The sequence below is a fragment of the Krasilnikovia sp. MM14-A1259 genome (genome assembly GCF_047159535.1).
Taxonomy (GTDB): domain Bacteria; phylum Actinomycetota; class Actinomycetes; order Mycobacteriales; family Micromonosporaceae; genus Actinoplanes.
Genome location: NZ_BAAGAJ010000002.1, coordinates 7,195,241 through 7,210,475 on the forward strand (window position 1 = coordinate 7,195,241; position 15,235 = coordinate 7,210,475).

Below are 15,235 nucleotides of genomic sequence, written 5' to 3' on the forward strand. Positions count from 1 at the left end.
CTCATGACGACACCGTCCTTTCCCGAGCTGCTGTCCCTGGTCGACGAGCGGTCCACCGCGCTGCGCGCCGCGGTGGCCGCCGGTGATCCCGCCGCCCCGGTGCCTGGCTGCCCGGACTGGTCCTTGCGCGACCTCACCGTCCACCTGGGACATGTGCACCGGTTCTGGGCCGTGGCGGTCTCCGATGCCGATCCGGCCGCGGCGCCGGCGCGGGACCGCGTGCCCGATCCGGAGCCCACCGGTGATCTCCTCGACTGGTCCGCGGCGTCCACCCGGCTGCTGCTCGACGCGCTGGGCGAGGCCGGTCCGGGCCAGCCGTGCTGGACGTGGTGGGGCACCTCGGGCGCCCCGATGACGGCCGGTGCGGTGGCCCGCCATCAGGTGCAGGAGGCCGCGGTGCACGCGTTCGACGCGCAGGAGGCGATCGGCAGGCCCGAGCCGTTGCCGGGGTCGTGCGCGGTGGACGGGGTCGCGGAGTTCGTGCAGGTCGGCCTCGGCTCCGAGGGGGCCTGGCCGCATGCCGCGGCCCGGATCGCGTTCGTGACCGCCGAGGGGCCGTCCTGGCTCGTCGACCTGTCGCCGGCGGGGGTCCGGCTCGATCCCGCTGGTTCCTCGCCGGAACCCGATCCCGCCGCGGGTGGCGAGCCGCGGGCCACCGTTCGAGGTCCGGCCGGTGACCTGGTTCTCGCGCTGTACCGGCGGATCCCCCTGGAGCGGGTCCGCGTCGACGGCGACCGGGAGTTGGTCGAGCTGCTGCTGACCTGGGGCGACACCGAGTAGCCCGCGCGGCCCGGGCGGGCGGCGGTTGAGGGTTTGTGAACAAGCTCGCGCGGCGGCGCAATTCGGTGGCCGCGGCGGCCGGGCGAGGGCACCATGGCCCCGTGACCAAGCCAGATTCGTTCCGCTGCCCCACTGTCGCTGCGCCCGTCCGGGCCGCGCGACAGCAGGCGTGCGCGGGCGAACCGGCGGTCCGACCCGCGCTGTCATGACCGGCCCGTTCCTGGCCGGCGTGGTCGCCGGCTACGGCGTCGCCATACCCGTGGGTGCCATCGCCGTGCTCGTCGCGGGCCTGAGCGCCCGTACGTCGCTGCGCGTCGGCGCGGCCGCGGGACTCGGCGCGGCCACGGCCGACGGCATCTACGCGCTGCTCGCGGTGCTCGGTGGTGCGGCGCTGGCCGGTCTGGTGGCGCCGATCGCCGTGCCGCTGCGCTGGGTGGCAGCGGCGGTCCTGCTCGGGCTTGCCGGCCACACCGCATGGACCGCCCTGCGCCCACGCCGCCCCGGCGGACCGGCCCGCGCGGCCGACCCGACCCCGCTGCGGGCGTACCTCGGGATATTGAGCCTCACCATGCTCAACCCGGCGACGATCGTGTATTTCGCCGCGCTGGTCCTGGGCCGCGGTGGCTCCGGTGGCGGGGTGATGTTCGTGCTGGGCGCGTTCGCGGCGTCGGCGAGCTGGCAACTGCTCATCGCCGGCGGCGGCTCGCTGGCGGGCCGGCTGTTGACCGGTGAGCGGGCCCGGCTCGTGACCGCGCTGGTGTCGAGCGTGGTCATCGCGGTGCTGGCGGTGCAACTGCTGTAGGACGGATCCGGCCCGGGCGCGGTGGGGGACCGGGGCCCGGTTCGGCCACACCCTCGGGTGGACCGGCTGCAGTCGGTAGCCGGCCGGGTATTCGCGGGTGGGCGCGCGCCGGTGGCGGCTGCTACAGGTGCTTGGTGGCCTCGCGGACGGACAGCCCGGACAGCGCGTCCCGGTGGTCGGCCACGTAGGCGCGTACCGCGTCCGGGTCGGTGCGGGCGTACTGGCGCAGTGCCCAGCCGATCGCCTTGCGGACGAAGAAGTCGCGGTGCCCGGCCTGCCGGGTGCAGTAGCCGAACAGCCGGTCGGCGTCGGTGTCCGCGGCGTAGTTCAGCTGATGCAGGATCGCGGTACGGACCAGCCACAGGTCCTCGTCCGCGGACCACGCGTCCATCTCGCCGCCGAGCGCGGGATGCCGGCGGACCATCGTGCCGACGACCCGGGTGGCCAGCAGGTCGACCGTGTCCCACCAGGACTTCGTACTGATCAGAGTGCGCAGGGTGGGCAGGAAGCCGGGGCCGGGCACCGCCGCGTGGCGGCGCAGGTAGGTGCATGCGAAGTACTGGTATTCGCGTTCGGGAAGCTGCCAGCAGGCGAGCGCGACCGTGCGCAGCTCGTCCTCGGTGGGTTTGGGCAGCCCGGCCCACACGGTGCGGTTCAGCGACACCTGGGTCGGTGCGGGCATGCCGAGGAACGGGAACTGGTCGCGCATGTACGCCGCCGCCCGCACGGCCCGCTCGGGTTCGCGGGCGGCGTCGTAGACCCGGACCAGGCGGTCCAGGATCTCGTCGGCGAGCGCTCGGGACATGGGCCGATCATGTCATCGGTAAGGTCGGGCCATGAGCGCACGTCCGGCCGCCGGCGGTGGCCGCTGGGTCGATGTCGCCCCCGAGCGCGTGCCGCGCTGGCTGGACAACTTCGCGACCCGGCACGGGGCGTACACGGAACACGGTCTGACCGTGGTGGCGGCGGACGGTGCGTCGGCCGAGCTGGCCGCGCCGCCGGGAGCCCCGGCCGTCGCCGACCTCGCCGGGCTGCTGCAGGCGGCGGCCGCGCCGCGCCGGCTGGGTCTGCTGCTGGCCCGCAAGGGTGCCGTCGCGGTCGGTGTCGCCGACGGCGACGAGCTGGTCGCGTCGAAGGTCGAGACGCATTACGTGCAGGGCCGGACCGCGGCCGGTGGGTGGTCGCAGCAGCGTTTCGCACGCCGCCGCGACAACCAGGCCCGCGCGGCCGCGGCGGACGGCGCCGACATCGTCGTGCGCCTGCTGCTGCCCGAGGTACGGGCAATGGCGGCGCTCGTCACCGGCGGCGACCGCGCGGCCGTGGACGCCGTCCTGTCCGCGCCCGCGCTGGCGCCGCTGGCGGGGCTGCGCGCGGACCGTTTCCTGGACGTGCCGGAGCCCCGGCGCACGGTCCTGGTCGGCGCGATCGCCGCGGCCCGGGCCGTGCGGATCCTGGTCCGCGATCCGGGGCCTTAGAAAGCGACCGCTGGTGGAACGAGGTCCACCAGCGGTCACCAATTCATTTCCCGCCGTCCTGCCATCTCGTGCAGTAACCGGGACCAAAGAACCTGACGGTGTCGGAAGTTGGGCAGTGGCCCCGTTTTCTCGGGTTTTTGCGGTGGTGCCGCCTCGCATCATCTGGTTGACTTTCATGCGCTTCACACTCATTGCGATCTTGGTAACCATTCGCCATATTCGTCAAGCTCGATACCAATTGCCGGACTGATCGCCTGGAGATCGCGATGCAGAGATCCACAGTTCTGGTCCGCCACGTCGACGTGCGGCTCCAGGGAAAGGGGCGGAGATGACGGAGCTGTGGTACGGGCGGGGCACCCGAACCGCCGACGAAGTCCAGCGCGAGATCGACAATTTCTGGGCCGAGCTGGACGCCAGCGACGAGCTGCGCAAGGAACTGGCCGACGCCGGTGTCGACCCGTCCGCGGTGCCGGCGCCGGACCGGCCGGGCGCCATCCGGGTCAGCGTGCGGGGCGCCGGCATCGACCCCACGGCCGTCGCCCTGATCGTTGCCTTCGCCCCGGCCGCCAACGAGATCCTCGTTTCGCTGTGGAAGCAGGTCCTGCTGCCGCGCATCCGCAGCAGGTACGGCCGGGACGCCATCCAGGATGAGAGAGCGCCGGAACCGTGAGCGCCGCGCGATCTCTGCCCGCGCACGTGGAGAAGGCCGTCTGGGCGCGCAGCCTCGTGTTCCAGATGCTCGATCTTCACCACGTGCAGATCGAGGCTGCCGGATACGGCCTGCTGTGGACCGCGATCAGGGAACGGCTGCTCCACTCGACGGCGGCACAGGTCGAGTTCAGTCCCGCGGGTTCACTCGGTTCCTACCTGAGTCAACTGGGTGCCGAGATCAGGGCAAGCATCTCGTTTCCCGACCCGGATGCCGAAAGGACATGCATCCCCCTGCTGGACGAGATCGATCGGGTCCTGGCCGAAGCCGGCCGGTACGACGAGGACCTTCTGTGGGCCGCTTTCGACGACGCGATGCGGGCGGCCGCCGAGCTGTACCGCCGGCACGGCGTGGACGTCCCGCAGGACGTCGTGAAACGGGTCTCGGTGACCTTCGGGCACCAGGGCATGCCCCTGCAGGCCGAGCTGCCCATCCAGCTCACCGCGACCACCTACCTCGACGATCCGCCGGAAGGGCCCTCGGCTCGCGTCGATGTGGTGATCAACCCGGGTGAGCTGGACGAGCTGACAGTGTTCTCGCTGCCCTACGTGTTGCTGCACGAGTGTGTCTGCCACGTCCTGCAAGGCCCCTGGGAGGCGGGACGTAGCCAGCCGGACGCGGCCGACCGTTTCGCCGAGGGCTGGATGGACGTCGCGGCGTACCTGGCGCACCGGATGCTGGACCACCCTTGGCGTGGCGACACGCCGGGGCCCGACCTGCTGGCCTCGCCCCGGGCCACCGCCCGGCTGGAGGCGGCCGAGAAGGTGCACCGGGCGCGCCATCAACGCACTCCCCACGGCCGGGCCTGGGCCCAGCGTGCCGTGGGGGCCCAAGCCGCTCAGAACATGGTGGCGCTGTTGGCCAAGCTGCCCGAAGCACGTACGGACCCGGAGGCGGTCTTCGTCCGCCTGAGCATCCGGCTCAACACCTCCACCATCAGCAACAAGCAACGCGAGTGCTTCGTCGGGCGGGTGTACAAGGCGACTTTGGGAAGGGTGAACCCCGCCCTCGTGACTCTGACCCGTCGGTACCTGGAGACCGACGATGTCGGCCAACTGATCGACGAAGTCCTTGATGATTCACTTGACAAATGAATAACGGCAGAGGAGGCTGTGGTCATCCGAGCGTCGTCCTTCCCGCGGAGCGGGGCAGGCAGAAGAGGTAGGTGAGCGATGGCCATGCTCATCCGCTATCGCGTCCTGAACGCCATCCTGGCGCTGCGGGAGTTCACCGTCGCCGACCTTGCCCACTACAGCGGGGTCAAGGAAAACACCGTCCGGACCGTGCTGGGACGCGACACCCACTTCGTCGAACGGGACGGCACCAGAGCTCAGCGCCGTCCCGGTGGCCAGCCCATCCAATATCGGCTGCGTACCGACGCCGAGGATGACCTCGTAGGCATCCTTCGCGAGCTCGAGGGTGTCGGCGCGAGCCTTCCCCCGCTGGTCGCGGATCAACAGGACCCGGTGACGCTGTCGCTCGTGGCGGCCGAGGACATCCTGCTTCGCGCTCTTCCTCAGGCACCGGTGGCCGACCGTGCGGAGCTGGTGAACCTGGCCACCGCCGACTTCGAAGCCGTGGAGTTCCTCGCCGGCGCCGACCACGGCGAGGCAGCCACCCACCGCCGCGTGGTCGACCTGCTGCTGTGCCTCGCCGAGCTCGAGCAGGAGGTACTGACGCTCGCGGCCCCGAACCCGGACACCCGCGGCCCCGACTGGCCGGCCCAGGTGACCGAGGTGCTCAGCCACGAGGCGGAGAAGAAGCTGGAAGCGCTCCGACGGCAGTGGCGCCATCTGCTCTCGTCGTGGCCGGCACTCAGCGATCGGGAACTCCTGCCCGACCTGGTCTGTCGCGTCGCCAACAGCTGGTTCGGTTCCGTCATCCTCAGCCCCGACGGCAGGGCGCAGACGACCTCGAGCGGGCCGGGCTCCTCGGCGGCTTCGCATGAGTACGCGATTCGGGGCCGGCGGCCCGACGCGGCGACCGGCGTCCACCTGGACCATCGCTCGGCTCGTGCCGCGAGGGCGAAGCTGCGCTGAACGAAACGGGTATCTGACCGGGGTGCCCACCCGCTCGACCTGGCTACCTCTGCGGGGTTCTGCTGTGGACCGAACCAGGATCCCGGAGATGCGCCTCAGCCCAGGGAGGCGGCGCCGAAGGTGTCGCAGCTCTTGGCGGTGCCGGTCTGGAATCCGGTGGAGAACCAGTGCTGCCGCTGCGCGCTCGTACCGTGGGTGAACTCGGCCGGGTTGACGCCGCCGCCGCTGCGCCGCTGCAACGTGTCGTCGCCGATCTTGCCGGCGGTGTCCAGGCCCTGCTGGATGTCCTGCGCCGTGATGCTCTTGAAGATCTTGGTGCCTTCGGCGGACTCGGTGCCGGTCGCGTTCTTCGCCCACACCCCCGCGTAGCAGTCGGCCTGCAGTTCCAACCGCACGGAGAGCTGGTTGGCGTTCTTCGGGTCGCGTTGCTGCGCGCGGCGCATCTGCGCCTCGGTGCCGAGCAGATCCTGGATGTGGTGGCCGTACTCGTGGGCGAGCACGTACGGCTGGGCGAACTCGCCCGGCGCGCCGAGGGAGTCCGAGAGCACCCGGTAGAAGCTGAGGTCGATGTACACCCGGTCGTCCGCGGGGCAGTAGAACGGGCCGACGCCCGAATCGGCGTTGCCGCATCCGGTGCGTACGGCGCGGGAGAAGTACACGGTCTTGGCGGGCCAGTAGCTCTTGTTGAACGTGTGCGGCATCGCCTCGGACCAGTAGTTCTGGATCGAGTTGACGTACAGCGCGTTGCGGCAGTCGAGCTGCTTGAGCCGGTCGGACTGGGCGCACTCCTGGCGCAGCCGGGTGTTGTCGCCGGAGGGCCGGGAGCCGCCGCCCGTCAGGTGGTTGATGCCGAAGTAGCCGGTGACCAGCGCCACGACCACGGAGATGACGATGCCGGTGAGCCCGCCGCCGCCGATCGGCAGGCCGCCGAAGCCGCCGCCACCGCCGCCGAAGCCGCCTCCGCCCGAGTCGCGGACGTCGTCGATCTGACTGGTGTCGATCTCGGCGTTCTCGTTGAGTTCCATGTCATCCTCACTGAGCCGTCCGGCCGCGGGTGTCCGGCGTGTACCCCTTGATCCTGCCCGCCAATCGGCTGGGGGCTGAATCGGCCGGGTCGCTAGTATGGGCGAGTGCTGCTCTGCGAAGGCTGACCGCCCCCGCGCCGACCGCGGACGAACCCGGTCGGCGTTTGCGTGTGCCCTGAGCCAGCCTGACCCCTGCGAGAGCGAGACGCCTTCTCATGATCACCGCCACCGGACTCGAACTGCGTGCCGGCGCCCGCATCCTGATGTCGCCCACCACGCTGCGGGTGCAGCCGGGTGACCGGATCGGCCTGGTCGGGCGCAACGGCGCGGGCAAGACGACCACCCTGAAGGTGCTGGCGGGCGAGGGACAGCCGTACGCGGGTGCGGTGGAGCGGCGCAGCGAGGTCGGCTACCTGCCGCAGGACCCGCGTACGGGCGACCTGAACGTGACGGCCCGTGACCGGGTGCTGTCCGCCCGTGGTCTGGACACCCTGCTCGCCGAGATGCAGAAGCTGGAAGTGCAGCTGGAGGAGAGCGCGGACGAGAAGCTGGTCCGCCGCTACGGCGCGCTGGAGGACCAGTTCGCCAGCCTCGGCGGGTACGCGGCCGAGGCGGAGGCGGCCCGGATCTGCGCCAACCTGGGCCTGCCGGACCGGGTCCTCGCGCAGACCATCGGCACCCTGTCGGGTGGCCAGCGCCGCCGCATCGAGCTGGCCCGCATCCTGTTCCGCGACGCCGCCCAGGGCGGCAAGGGCATCCTGCTGCTCGACGAGCCGACCAACCACCTCGACGCGGACTCGATCGCCTGGCTGCGCGGATACATGGCCCAGCACAAGGGTGGCCTCGTGGTGATCAGCCACGACGTTTCGCTGCTGGAGGCGGCGGTCAACAAGGTCTGGTATCTGGACGCGAACCGTTCGGTCGTCGACATCTACAACGTGGGCTGGAAGACGTACCTGGAGCAGCGGGAGACCGACGAGCGGCGGCGCAGGCGGGAGCGCGCGAACGCGGAGAAGAAGGCCGGGGCGCTGATGGCCCAGGCGGACAAGATGCGCGCGAAGGCGACCAAGACGGTGGCCGCGCAGAACATGGCGCGGCGGGCCGAGCGGCTGCTGGGTGGCCTGGAGGAAGCCCGTACCTCGGACCGGGTGGTGAAGGTGCGCTTCCCCACGCCGGCGCCCTGCGGCAAGGTGCCGTTGACCGCGTCGGAGCTGTCCAAGTCGTACGGCTCGCTGGAGATCTTCACGGACGTCGGGGTGGCGGTGGACCGCGGCTCGCGGGTGGCGATCCTCGGGCTCAACGGTGCCGGCAAGACCACGCTGCTGCGCATTCTGGGCGGCCTGCTGCAACCGGACACCGGCGAGGTACGGCCCGGGCACGGCCTGCGCCTGGGCTACTACGCCCAGGAGCACGAGACGCTCGACATCGACCGTACGGTGCTGGAGCACATGCGCAGCGCCGCGGCGGAGCAGACGGACACGGAGCTGCGCAAGATCCTGGGGGCGTTCCTCTTCTCGGGTGACGACGTCGACAAGCCGGCCGGGGTGCTCTCCGGCGGCGAGAAGACCCGGCTGGCGCTGGCGACGCTGGTCTGTTCCGGGGCGAACGTGCTGCTGCTCGACGAGCCGACCAACAACCTCGACCCGGTGAGCCGGGAGCAGGTGTTGGACGCGATCGCCAACTACCCGGGCGCGATCGTGCTGGTCACGCACGATCCGGGTGCGGTCGTGGCGCTGAAGCCGGACCGCGCGATCCTGCTGCCCGACGGTGACGAGGACGCCTGGAGCGACGAGTTGCTGGAGCTGGTGGAGCTCGCCTGAGCCGCCGGGTCACCGACATCGTCGGTTGTCAACCGGTGCCCACACAGCATGTGCGACATCTGCACGATGCGGCTGCGGCTCCGGTGCGGCCCGCGCGTCCCGCCCGGGCGGCGCGTCCGGCGGAGCCCGCGCGGCCGACGCCGTACGGTGAGCATCTGGGGACTTTGCGTGAGCTTCGATGCGTCGCCGCGCATGGTCATATCCGCAGGTGATCGACGGTGTGCCGAGCGTGGCCCGGGCTGCCTCCCGCGGCGCGGCGCTGACCTGGGCGGCTCGGGTCGTGGTGCCGCGCCGCGCCGTGGGCATCGATGCGCTTGGTCACCGTCGGGTTCCTGACAGTGGTAAATGGGCACGTTGGCTGTCGCCGGATACCTAGCGCATGATCGTCCGAGGCGGTCTAATAGGTGGGACCGTATCGAACCGCACAGTCTGGGACGTGAGGATTCAACATGGCAGCCACCGGCACAGCCACCAGCACTGAGAAGGGTCGCCGAATCGTCGGTAGCGAGCGCCAGACGCTCGCCAAGGATCTGGTCAAGCGTTACACCTCCGGCGAGAGCATTCGCGCGCTGGCCGCTTCGACCGGACGGTCGTACGGTTTCGTGCACCGAGTGCTTACCGAGTCGGGTGTGCAACTGCGCCAGCGTGGCGGCGCCCGGCGTCGTAAGAAGGCGTGACGTCCGGCAGCGCTGACGGCGCTGACGACGCGGGCGTCCGCTGGGAGCAGGCGGGGCCGGTGGCAACGGTGACGTTGTGCCGCCCCGACGTGCTCAATGCGCAGACCCCGGCCATGTGGTCCGAGCTGGAAAGCATTTCCCGGAAATTGCCGGGCGACGTGCGGGTCGTCATTGTCCGTGGGGAAGGGCGCGCCTTTTCCGCCGGTCTCGATCTGTCGGTCGCGCGGGGTTCCGGCGATGCTTCTCCGGCACAACTGGCCCGACTGTCGCCGGAGGAGTGTGCCGCGCGGATCGCGGGCTTCCAGGCGGCGTTCACGTGGCTGCGGCGTCCGTCGCTGTTGACGATCGCGGCGGTGCACGGGCACGCCATCGGAGCGGGATTCCAGCTGGCGCTCAATTGCGACCTGCGCATCCTCGCCGACGATGCCCGTTTCTCCATGGCCGAGGTGACGCTCGGGCTCGTTCCGGACCTGGGCGGCACGAAGCGGCTCACCGAGCTGGTCGGCTACGGGCGGGCATTGGAGATCTGCGTGACCGGGCGCCGGATCGCGGCGGATGAGGCCGCCCGGCTCGGCCTGGCCACGGCGGTGGTGCCGGCGGCCGAGCTCGACGGTGCGGTGGCCGATCTGACCGCGGCGGTGCTGTCCGCCGACGGCGGCGCGGTCGCCGAGATCAAGGCGCTGCTCGCGGGGGCGGCTGACCGCTCGTACGACGAGCAGGACCGCGCCGAGCGGGAGGCGCAGACCCGGCGGTTGCGGGAGCTGGCAGGCGCGGGCGAGTAAGCCCTCCCCACCGCGACCGAACTGTAAGGCGCATTCCGGAATACGGGCGTTACCTTCGGGGTTGTCAGACCCTGCGGGCACACTTGTCCTGCAGTCGTCCACACCCCGGAGGTGACGCATGGGCCCGGGCATGTCCGGTGGTTCCAGCTGGGGGATGCTGCGCTCGATCCAGAACTCGGACCGGGTCGCCCAGCACAGCCTCAGCCGCGGTACGACGCGGCGCATCCTGACGTTCGCGCGGCCGTATCGCCGCGACATCCTGGTCTTCCTGGTCACCGTGGTGTTCGCCGCGGGGATCGGGGTGGCGACTCCGGTCCTCGCCGGCCACGTCGTCAACGCGATCACCGCGGGCGGGCCGGGGGCCACCACGGTCGTCGTCCAGCTCGCGCTCGCGATCGCGGTGCTGGCGGTCGTGGACGCGTTCCTGTCGCTGGCCCAGCGGTGGTATTCGGCGCGCATCGGCGAGGGCATCATCCTCGACCTGCGCACCCAGGTGTACGACCACGTCCAGCGCATGCCGCTGCAGTTCTTCACCCGCACCCAGACCGGTGCGCTGGTGAGCCGGCTCAACAACGACGTGATGGGGGCTCAGCGAGCCTTCACCTCCACGCTGTCCGGGGTGGTCAGCAACGTCATCCAGCTCGTGCTCACCGCCGCGGTCATGTTCACGCTGTCCTGGCAGATCACGGTGCTGTCGTTGCTGCTGCTGCCGATGTTCATCGTCCCGGCCCGCCGGGTCGGCAAGCGACTCGCCGAGATCACCCGCGAGTCGTACAACCTCGACGCGAAGATGAACGCGACGATGACGGAGCGGTTCAACGTCTCCGGTGCCCTGCTGGTCAAGCTGTTCGGCCGTCCCGACACCGAGGCGGCCCGGTTCGGCGAGCGGGCCGCCCGGGTCCGCGACATCGGGGTGCAGCAGGCGATGTTCTCGCGCACGTTCTTCGTCGCGATGCTGCTGGTCGCCTCGCTGGCCCAGGCGCTGACGTACGGGCTCGGTGGCTGGCTGGCGGTCACCGGCAGCGTCACCGCGGGCACCGTGGTGACGCTGGCGCTGCTGCTCACCCGGCTGTACGGCCCGCTCACCGCACTGAGCAACGTCCGGGTCGACGTGATGAGCGCGCTGGTGTCGTTCGACCGGGTGTTCGAGGTGCTCGACCTGCGCCCCGGCATCGAGGAGAAGCCCGGCGCGACGGCGATCCCGCCCGGCGCGGGCCGGGTGGAGTTCCGCGACGTTCACTTCCGCTACCCCAGCGCGGGCGAGGTTTCCCTCGCCTCCCTGGAGGATGTGGCCGCGCTCGACCGCACCGAGACCGCGCCGGTCCTGCGCGGGGTCGACTTCACGGTCGAGCCGGGCCAGATGGTGGCGCTGGTCGGCCCGTCCGGCGCCGGCAAGTCCACCACCTCGATGCTGGTCTCCCGCGTCTACGACGTCACCGCGGGGGCGGTGCTGGTCGGCGGCGTCGACGTGCAGGACGCCACGCTGGAGTCGTTGCGCGACACCATCGGCGTGGTCACCCAGGACTCGCACCTGTTCCACGAGACCATCGCGGAGAATCTGCGCTACGCCCGCCCCGACGCCACCGAGGACGAGATGTGGGAGGCGCTACGCGGCGCCCAGGTCGCCGACCTGGTCCAGGGGCTGCCCGACGGGCTGGACACCGTGGTCGGCGAGCGCGGCTACCGATTCTCCGGTGGCGAGAAGCAACGCATCGCCATCGCCCGGCTGCTGCTCAAGCACCCGTCGATCGTCATCCTCGACGAGGCCACCGCCCACCTGGACAGCGAGTCCGAGGCCGCGGTGCAGCGGGCGCTGACGAAGGCGCTGGAGGGGCGTACGGCGCTGGTCATCGCGCACCGCCTGTCCACGGTCCGCGACGCCGACCAGATTCTCGTGCTCGACCAGGGCCGGATCGTCGAGCGGGGCCGCCACACCGACCTGGTCGCGGCGGGCGGCCTGTATGCGGAGCTGTACCGGACACAGTTCGCGGTGGCGGACAGCCCGGCGCCGCCGTACGCCGAGGACGTGGAACCGGTCATCGTCGCGGTGCCCGCCACTCCGCTCGAACCCTGACCGGTGCTCACAGCGTGCGCAGGGCGCCGCCGTCCACGGGGATCGTCAGGCCGGTGAGGTAGCCGGCCGCGGGGGACAGCACGAACGCCGCCACCCGGCCGAACTCGGCCGCCTCGCCCAGGCGGCCGAGCGGGATGGCGGCTTCGGCCTGCGCCCGCGCGGCCGCCGGGTCACCGCTGGCGTCGAACAGTTCGAGGTTGCGGTCGGTGAGCAGCCGGCCCGGCAGCAGGCTGACCACGCGGACGCCGGAGGGCCCGTACTCGTCGGCCATGTCCTTGGCAGCCCCGGCCAGGCCCGGGCGCAGGCCGTTGGACAGGCCCAGCCCGGGAATGGGGGAGTGGACCGACGTGGACAGCACCAGCCCGATCGCGCCACCGGCTGTCAGCGCGGTCGCGAACGTGCGTGCGGCCCGGACCGTGCCGAGGAAGACGGTCTCGAACGCGGTGCGCCACTGCTCGTCGGTCATCTGCGCCGCGGTGCCACGGGTGGGCCCGCCGACGGAGATCAGCGCACCGTCGAACCGGCCGAACGTCTCGGTCGCGGTGTCGACCAGCCGTTGCGGCGTCGCCGGGTCGGTGAGGTCGGCGGCCACACCGGTCGCTGCGGAGGCGCCCCCGAGCTGGGCGACGGCCGCGTCCACGCGGGCGGCGTCGCGGGCCGACACGACGACCTTCGCGCCGTCGGCGACCAGCGCCCGGGCGGTGGCGAAGCCGAGGCCGCGGGAGGCGCCGGTGAGGACGTAGACACGATCGGCGAGACCCAGATCCATGGTCAGGATCCTGCCACTGTCCTCAGGCCCGGCGGTGCGCCGGGCGGCCCAGGGCGCGTACCCGGCCGAAGACCTGCACCACCGCGGAGCCGGCGGCGCGCCGCAGCGCGGGCACCCGGCGGGCCCGCGGCGCCGACCGACCGTCGTAGGTGAACACGGCCTCCCGGGTGGCCAGCTCTTCGCCGGCCGCGGCCGGCAGCGCGCCCTGCTCCACGAGCTCGCGCGCCAGGTCCCAGCCGTCGCGCAGCGATCCCTGGGTGGGCCGCGCCGCGGCCCACCGGGCGAACTCGTGCGGCCACCGCTCGCCCAGCGCGGCCGCCAGCAGCGGCCATTGCCGCGCGACCTCACCGGCGCGCTTTCTCAGCAGTGCGACACGCGCGGCCTCGACCAGCCGGGCGTCGAAGCCCGCCGGTACGGCCACCCCGCCGGTCAGCGCCGCGACGAGTTCGGCCTGGCGTTCGGCCAGTCCCCGCCCGCTCATGTGATCTCCGGGTAGCCGGAGGCGGCGGCGATCGCGTCGAGCTCAGCACGCAGGCTGTCGGCGCTCGGGTACGCGCCGTCGCGTTCCAGCAGCAGCGCGGGCGGGCGGTGCCGGGTGCACAGCGCGGCCACCAGGTCCAGCACCGGCTGTGGCACGGCATCGGCGTGGGTGTCGTGGTAGATGCCGTCGTGCTCGGCGCCGCCGGCCACATGCACGTACGCGACGCGTTCCAGTGGCAGCGCGTCGAGCAGGGCCAGCGGGTCGGTGCCCCGGTTACGGGCGTTGGCGTACACGTTCGCCACGTCGAGCAGCAGCAGCGCCCCGCTCCGGTCCAGGATCTCGGTGAGGAACGCGGCCTCGTCGAGCTCGTCGTCGGGCCAGTCGAACAGCGCGGCGATCGGTTCCAGGGCCAGTGGCACTCCCAGCTCGGCCTGGGTGCGCCGGACGTTGGCCACCACGGCGTCGACCGCTTCGCGGCTGCGCGGGACCGGCAGCAGGTGCCCGGCCTCGACGCCGCCCGCCCGGACGAACGCGATGTGCTCGCTGGCCAGCGGTGCGCCCAGCCGGTCGGCGACCGTGGCCAGGTGGGCGACCCGGGCCGGTTCGACCGGTTCGGCGCCGCCGAGCGACAGCTTGACCCCGTGCGGCACCACGGCGGTGCCGCGGTCGCGGAGCCGGGCCAGTCCGGTGGGCAGGTCGCCGTGGGCGGGCACGGACTCGGCGACCACCTCGGCGAAGCGCAGGCCGGGCAGCTCGGCGACGAACCCGGCGATCTCGGGACGCCAGCCGATGCCGACCCCGTACGCGGTCTCCGGACCGGTCATCCGCCGCACCCGCCGCCACCGCCGCCGCACGAGCTGCCCCCGCCGCACGAACTGCTGCTGGACGAGCACGAGCTGCTGCTGGAGGAGCACGAGCTCGTCGAACCGCACGAGCTGCTGCTGCTGGCGCAGGAGCTGCCCGTGGTGCCGGCCCACCCGCTGTCGGCGGCGCGCCGCCGGATCTCGGCGTCGGCGGCGAACGCCGGGTCCATCGTGTACAGCGACGCCGCCCCGAACAGGGCGACGCCCATCGCGGCCCCGGTCGCGCCGTACGTGGCGAACGACGGCGACTCGCGCGGGGCCAGGTACTGGTGGCTGACGCGCAGCGCGGCCAGGCCGCGGGTGGCGGCGCGGGTCTGCCGGGGCACCCGGGAGAGCCGGAAGGCGGTGAAGGCGACCACGAACAGCAGCGGCACCAGGAAGCCGACTGCCTTGCCACCGGCCAGACCCGCGGCGAGCCGGGCGACGCCGAGCACCAGCAGCGCCAGCGCGGCCAGGGCCCACAGGCGGCCGGCGCGGCGCTGCGCCGTCGTGGTGGCCAGCCCGGTGGCCTCCAGGCCGTCACCGAGCTGGGTGAGCGCGGTGGACACCCACTGCTCCGAGATGGCGTCGCGGGCGCGGATGCGCTGTCCGGCCGCGTTGTAGACCGCGGTGTCGAGCGGGGTCACCCCGCCGGGCAGCGGGCCGGTCTGCACGAGCGTACGGTCGGGCCCGCTGCCGATGGCACCGGCGGCGCGCAGCCCGCCCAGCGCCGAGTAGAGCGCGAGCCGCGGCCCGCCGCCCAGGTACGCGACCTGTTGCGGGCCGAGCCGGTCGACGGCGGCGTCGGCGCGCCCGGCGAACAGGGCACGGCGGTGCACGATCGCCGCGATGGTCAGCACCAACGCCGCGGCGATGTAGTAGAGCAGGAAGGTCGGGCCGGGGATGCCCCAGGTGGCGCCGGTCGCGGCGAGCGTCATGTGCGGACCTCCCGTGTGAACT

Annotated in this window: 16 protein-coding genes; 10 read left to right on the plus strand and 6 right to left on the minus strand. The window is 72.1% G+C overall.

Translation table 11 applies throughout. The features are described 5' to 3' along the window. The first annotated feature begins 3 nt into the window (after nt 1–3). Both ACMCNK_RS32705 and ACMCNK_RS32710 read left to right on the plus strand, forming a co-directional pair. Nucleotides 4–780 carry a maleylpyruvate isomerase family mycothiol-dependent enzyme gene (locus ACMCNK_RS32705; protein WP_412740182.1) on the plus strand — a complete coding sequence of 259 codons (777 nt, stop codon included), beginning with the start codon at nt 4–6 and terminating at the stop codon, nt 778–780. Between the two features lie 205 nt (nt 781–985). Further along, nucleotides 986–1,582, plus strand: a complete 597-nt coding sequence (locus tag ACMCNK_RS32710; RefSeq protein ID WP_412740183.1) for a LysE family transporter — start codon at nt 986–988, stop codon at nt 1,580–1,582. Between the two features lie 121 nt (nt 1,583–1,703). Here ACMCNK_RS32710 and ACMCNK_RS32715 read toward each other — a convergent pair whose 3' ends face one another. Further along, a complete protein-coding gene (locus ACMCNK_RS32715; protein ID WP_412740184.1) occupies nt 1,704–2,387 on the minus strand; it encodes a DNA alkylation repair protein in 684 nt (227 codons plus the stop codon). Nucleotides 2,388–2,418: 31 nt separating this feature from the next. On the opposite strand from ACMCNK_RS32715, the gene ACMCNK_RS32720 reads away from it, so the two are divergent. From ACMCNK_RS32720 to ACMCNK_RS32735, 4 genes are all read left to right on the plus strand, one after another. Beyond that, nucleotides 2,419–3,057, plus strand: coding sequence for an acVLRF1 family peptidyl-tRNA hydrolase (locus ACMCNK_RS32720; protein WP_412740185.1), 639 nt, complete (start codon nt 2,419–2,421; stop codon nt 3,055–3,057). Nucleotides 3,058–3,385: 328 nt separating this feature from the next. Next, a complete protein-coding gene (locus tag ACMCNK_RS32725; protein ID WP_412740186.1) occupies nt 3,386–3,727 on the plus strand; it encodes a hypothetical protein in 342 nt (113 codons plus the stop codon). Further along, entirely contained in the window at nt 3,724–4,860 is a 1,137-nt protein-coding gene (locus ACMCNK_RS32730) for a hypothetical protein (protein ID WP_412740187.1), read from the plus strand. The genes ACMCNK_RS32725 and ACMCNK_RS32730 overlap by 4 nt, the downstream gene beginning before the upstream one ends. A gap of 78 nt (nt 4,861–4,938) precedes the next feature. Further along, nucleotides 4,939–5,805, plus strand: a complete 867-nt coding sequence (locus ACMCNK_RS32735; RefSeq protein WP_412740188.1) for a hypothetical protein — start codon at nt 4,939–4,941, stop codon at nt 5,803–5,805. Between the two features lie 95 nt (nt 5,806–5,900). On the opposite strand, the gene ACMCNK_RS32740 is transcribed toward ACMCNK_RS32735, so the two are convergent. Next, nucleotides 5,901–6,830, minus strand: coding sequence for a neutral zinc metallopeptidase (locus ACMCNK_RS32740; RefSeq protein WP_412740189.1), 930 nt, complete (start codon nt 6,828–6,830; stop codon nt 5,901–5,903). A 215-nt stretch (nt 6,831–7,045) separates the two neighbouring features. Between ACMCNK_RS32740 and ACMCNK_RS32745 the strand changes: the two genes are divergently transcribed. The 4 genes from ACMCNK_RS32745 (at nt 7,046) to ACMCNK_RS32760 (ending at nt 12,183) form a co-directional block, all read left to right on the plus strand. Beyond that, nucleotides 7,046–8,650, plus strand: a complete 1,605-nt coding sequence (locus tag ACMCNK_RS32745) for an ABC-F family ATP-binding cassette domain-containing protein (protein ID WP_412740190.1) — start codon at nt 7,046–7,048, stop codon at nt 8,648–8,650. Between the two features lie 449 nt (nt 8,651–9,099). Next, nucleotides 9,100–9,327 (plus strand): helix-turn-helix domain-containing protein, encoded by a 228-nt coding sequence (locus ACMCNK_RS32750; RefSeq protein WP_015620263.1) that lies wholly within the window; start codon nt 9,100–9,102, stop codon nt 9,325–9,327. After that, on the plus strand, nt 9,324–10,109 hold the full coding sequence (locus tag ACMCNK_RS32755) for an enoyl-CoA hydratase/isomerase family protein (protein ID WP_412740191.1): 786 nt from the start codon (nt 9,324–9,326) through the stop codon (nt 10,107–10,109). The genes ACMCNK_RS32750 and ACMCNK_RS32755 overlap by 4 nt, the downstream gene beginning before the upstream one ends. A gap of 118 nt (nt 10,110–10,227) precedes the next feature. Next, on the plus strand, nt 10,228–12,183 hold the full coding sequence (locus ACMCNK_RS32760) for an ABC transporter ATP-binding protein (protein WP_412740192.1): 1,956 nt from the start codon (nt 10,228–10,230) through the stop codon (nt 12,181–12,183). A gap of 7 nt (nt 12,184–12,190) precedes the next feature. On the opposite strand, the gene ACMCNK_RS32765 is transcribed toward ACMCNK_RS32760, so the two are convergent. From ACMCNK_RS32765 to ACMCNK_RS32780, 4 genes are read right to left on the minus strand one after another with little or no spacing between them, the layout of a single operon-like run. Beyond that, a complete protein-coding gene (locus ACMCNK_RS32765) occupies nt 12,191–12,952 on the minus strand; it encodes an SDR family oxidoreductase (protein WP_412740193.1) in 762 nt (253 codons plus the stop codon). 22 nt (nt 12,953–12,974) lie between these two features. Continuing rightward, complete coding sequence (locus ACMCNK_RS32770; RefSeq protein WP_412740194.1) at nt 12,975–13,433, minus strand: hypothetical protein; 459 nt, start codon at nt 13,431–13,433, stop codon at nt 12,975–12,977. After that, nucleotides 13,430–14,257, minus strand: a complete 828-nt coding sequence (locus tag ACMCNK_RS32775) for a DUF692 domain-containing protein (protein WP_412741063.1) — start codon at nt 14,255–14,257, stop codon at nt 13,430–13,432. Before ACMCNK_RS32775 ends, ACMCNK_RS32770 begins: the two co-directional genes overlap by 4 nt. Then, the gene (locus ACMCNK_RS32780; RefSeq protein ID WP_412740195.1) at nt 14,254–15,213 is read right to left on the minus strand and encodes a TIGR04222 domain-containing membrane protein; all 960 of its coding nucleotides are present in this window, start codon (nt 15,211–15,213) and stop codon (nt 14,254–14,256) included. The genes ACMCNK_RS32775 and ACMCNK_RS32780 overlap by 4 nt, the downstream gene beginning before the upstream one ends. Nucleotides 15,214–15,235: the final 22 nt, after the last annotated feature.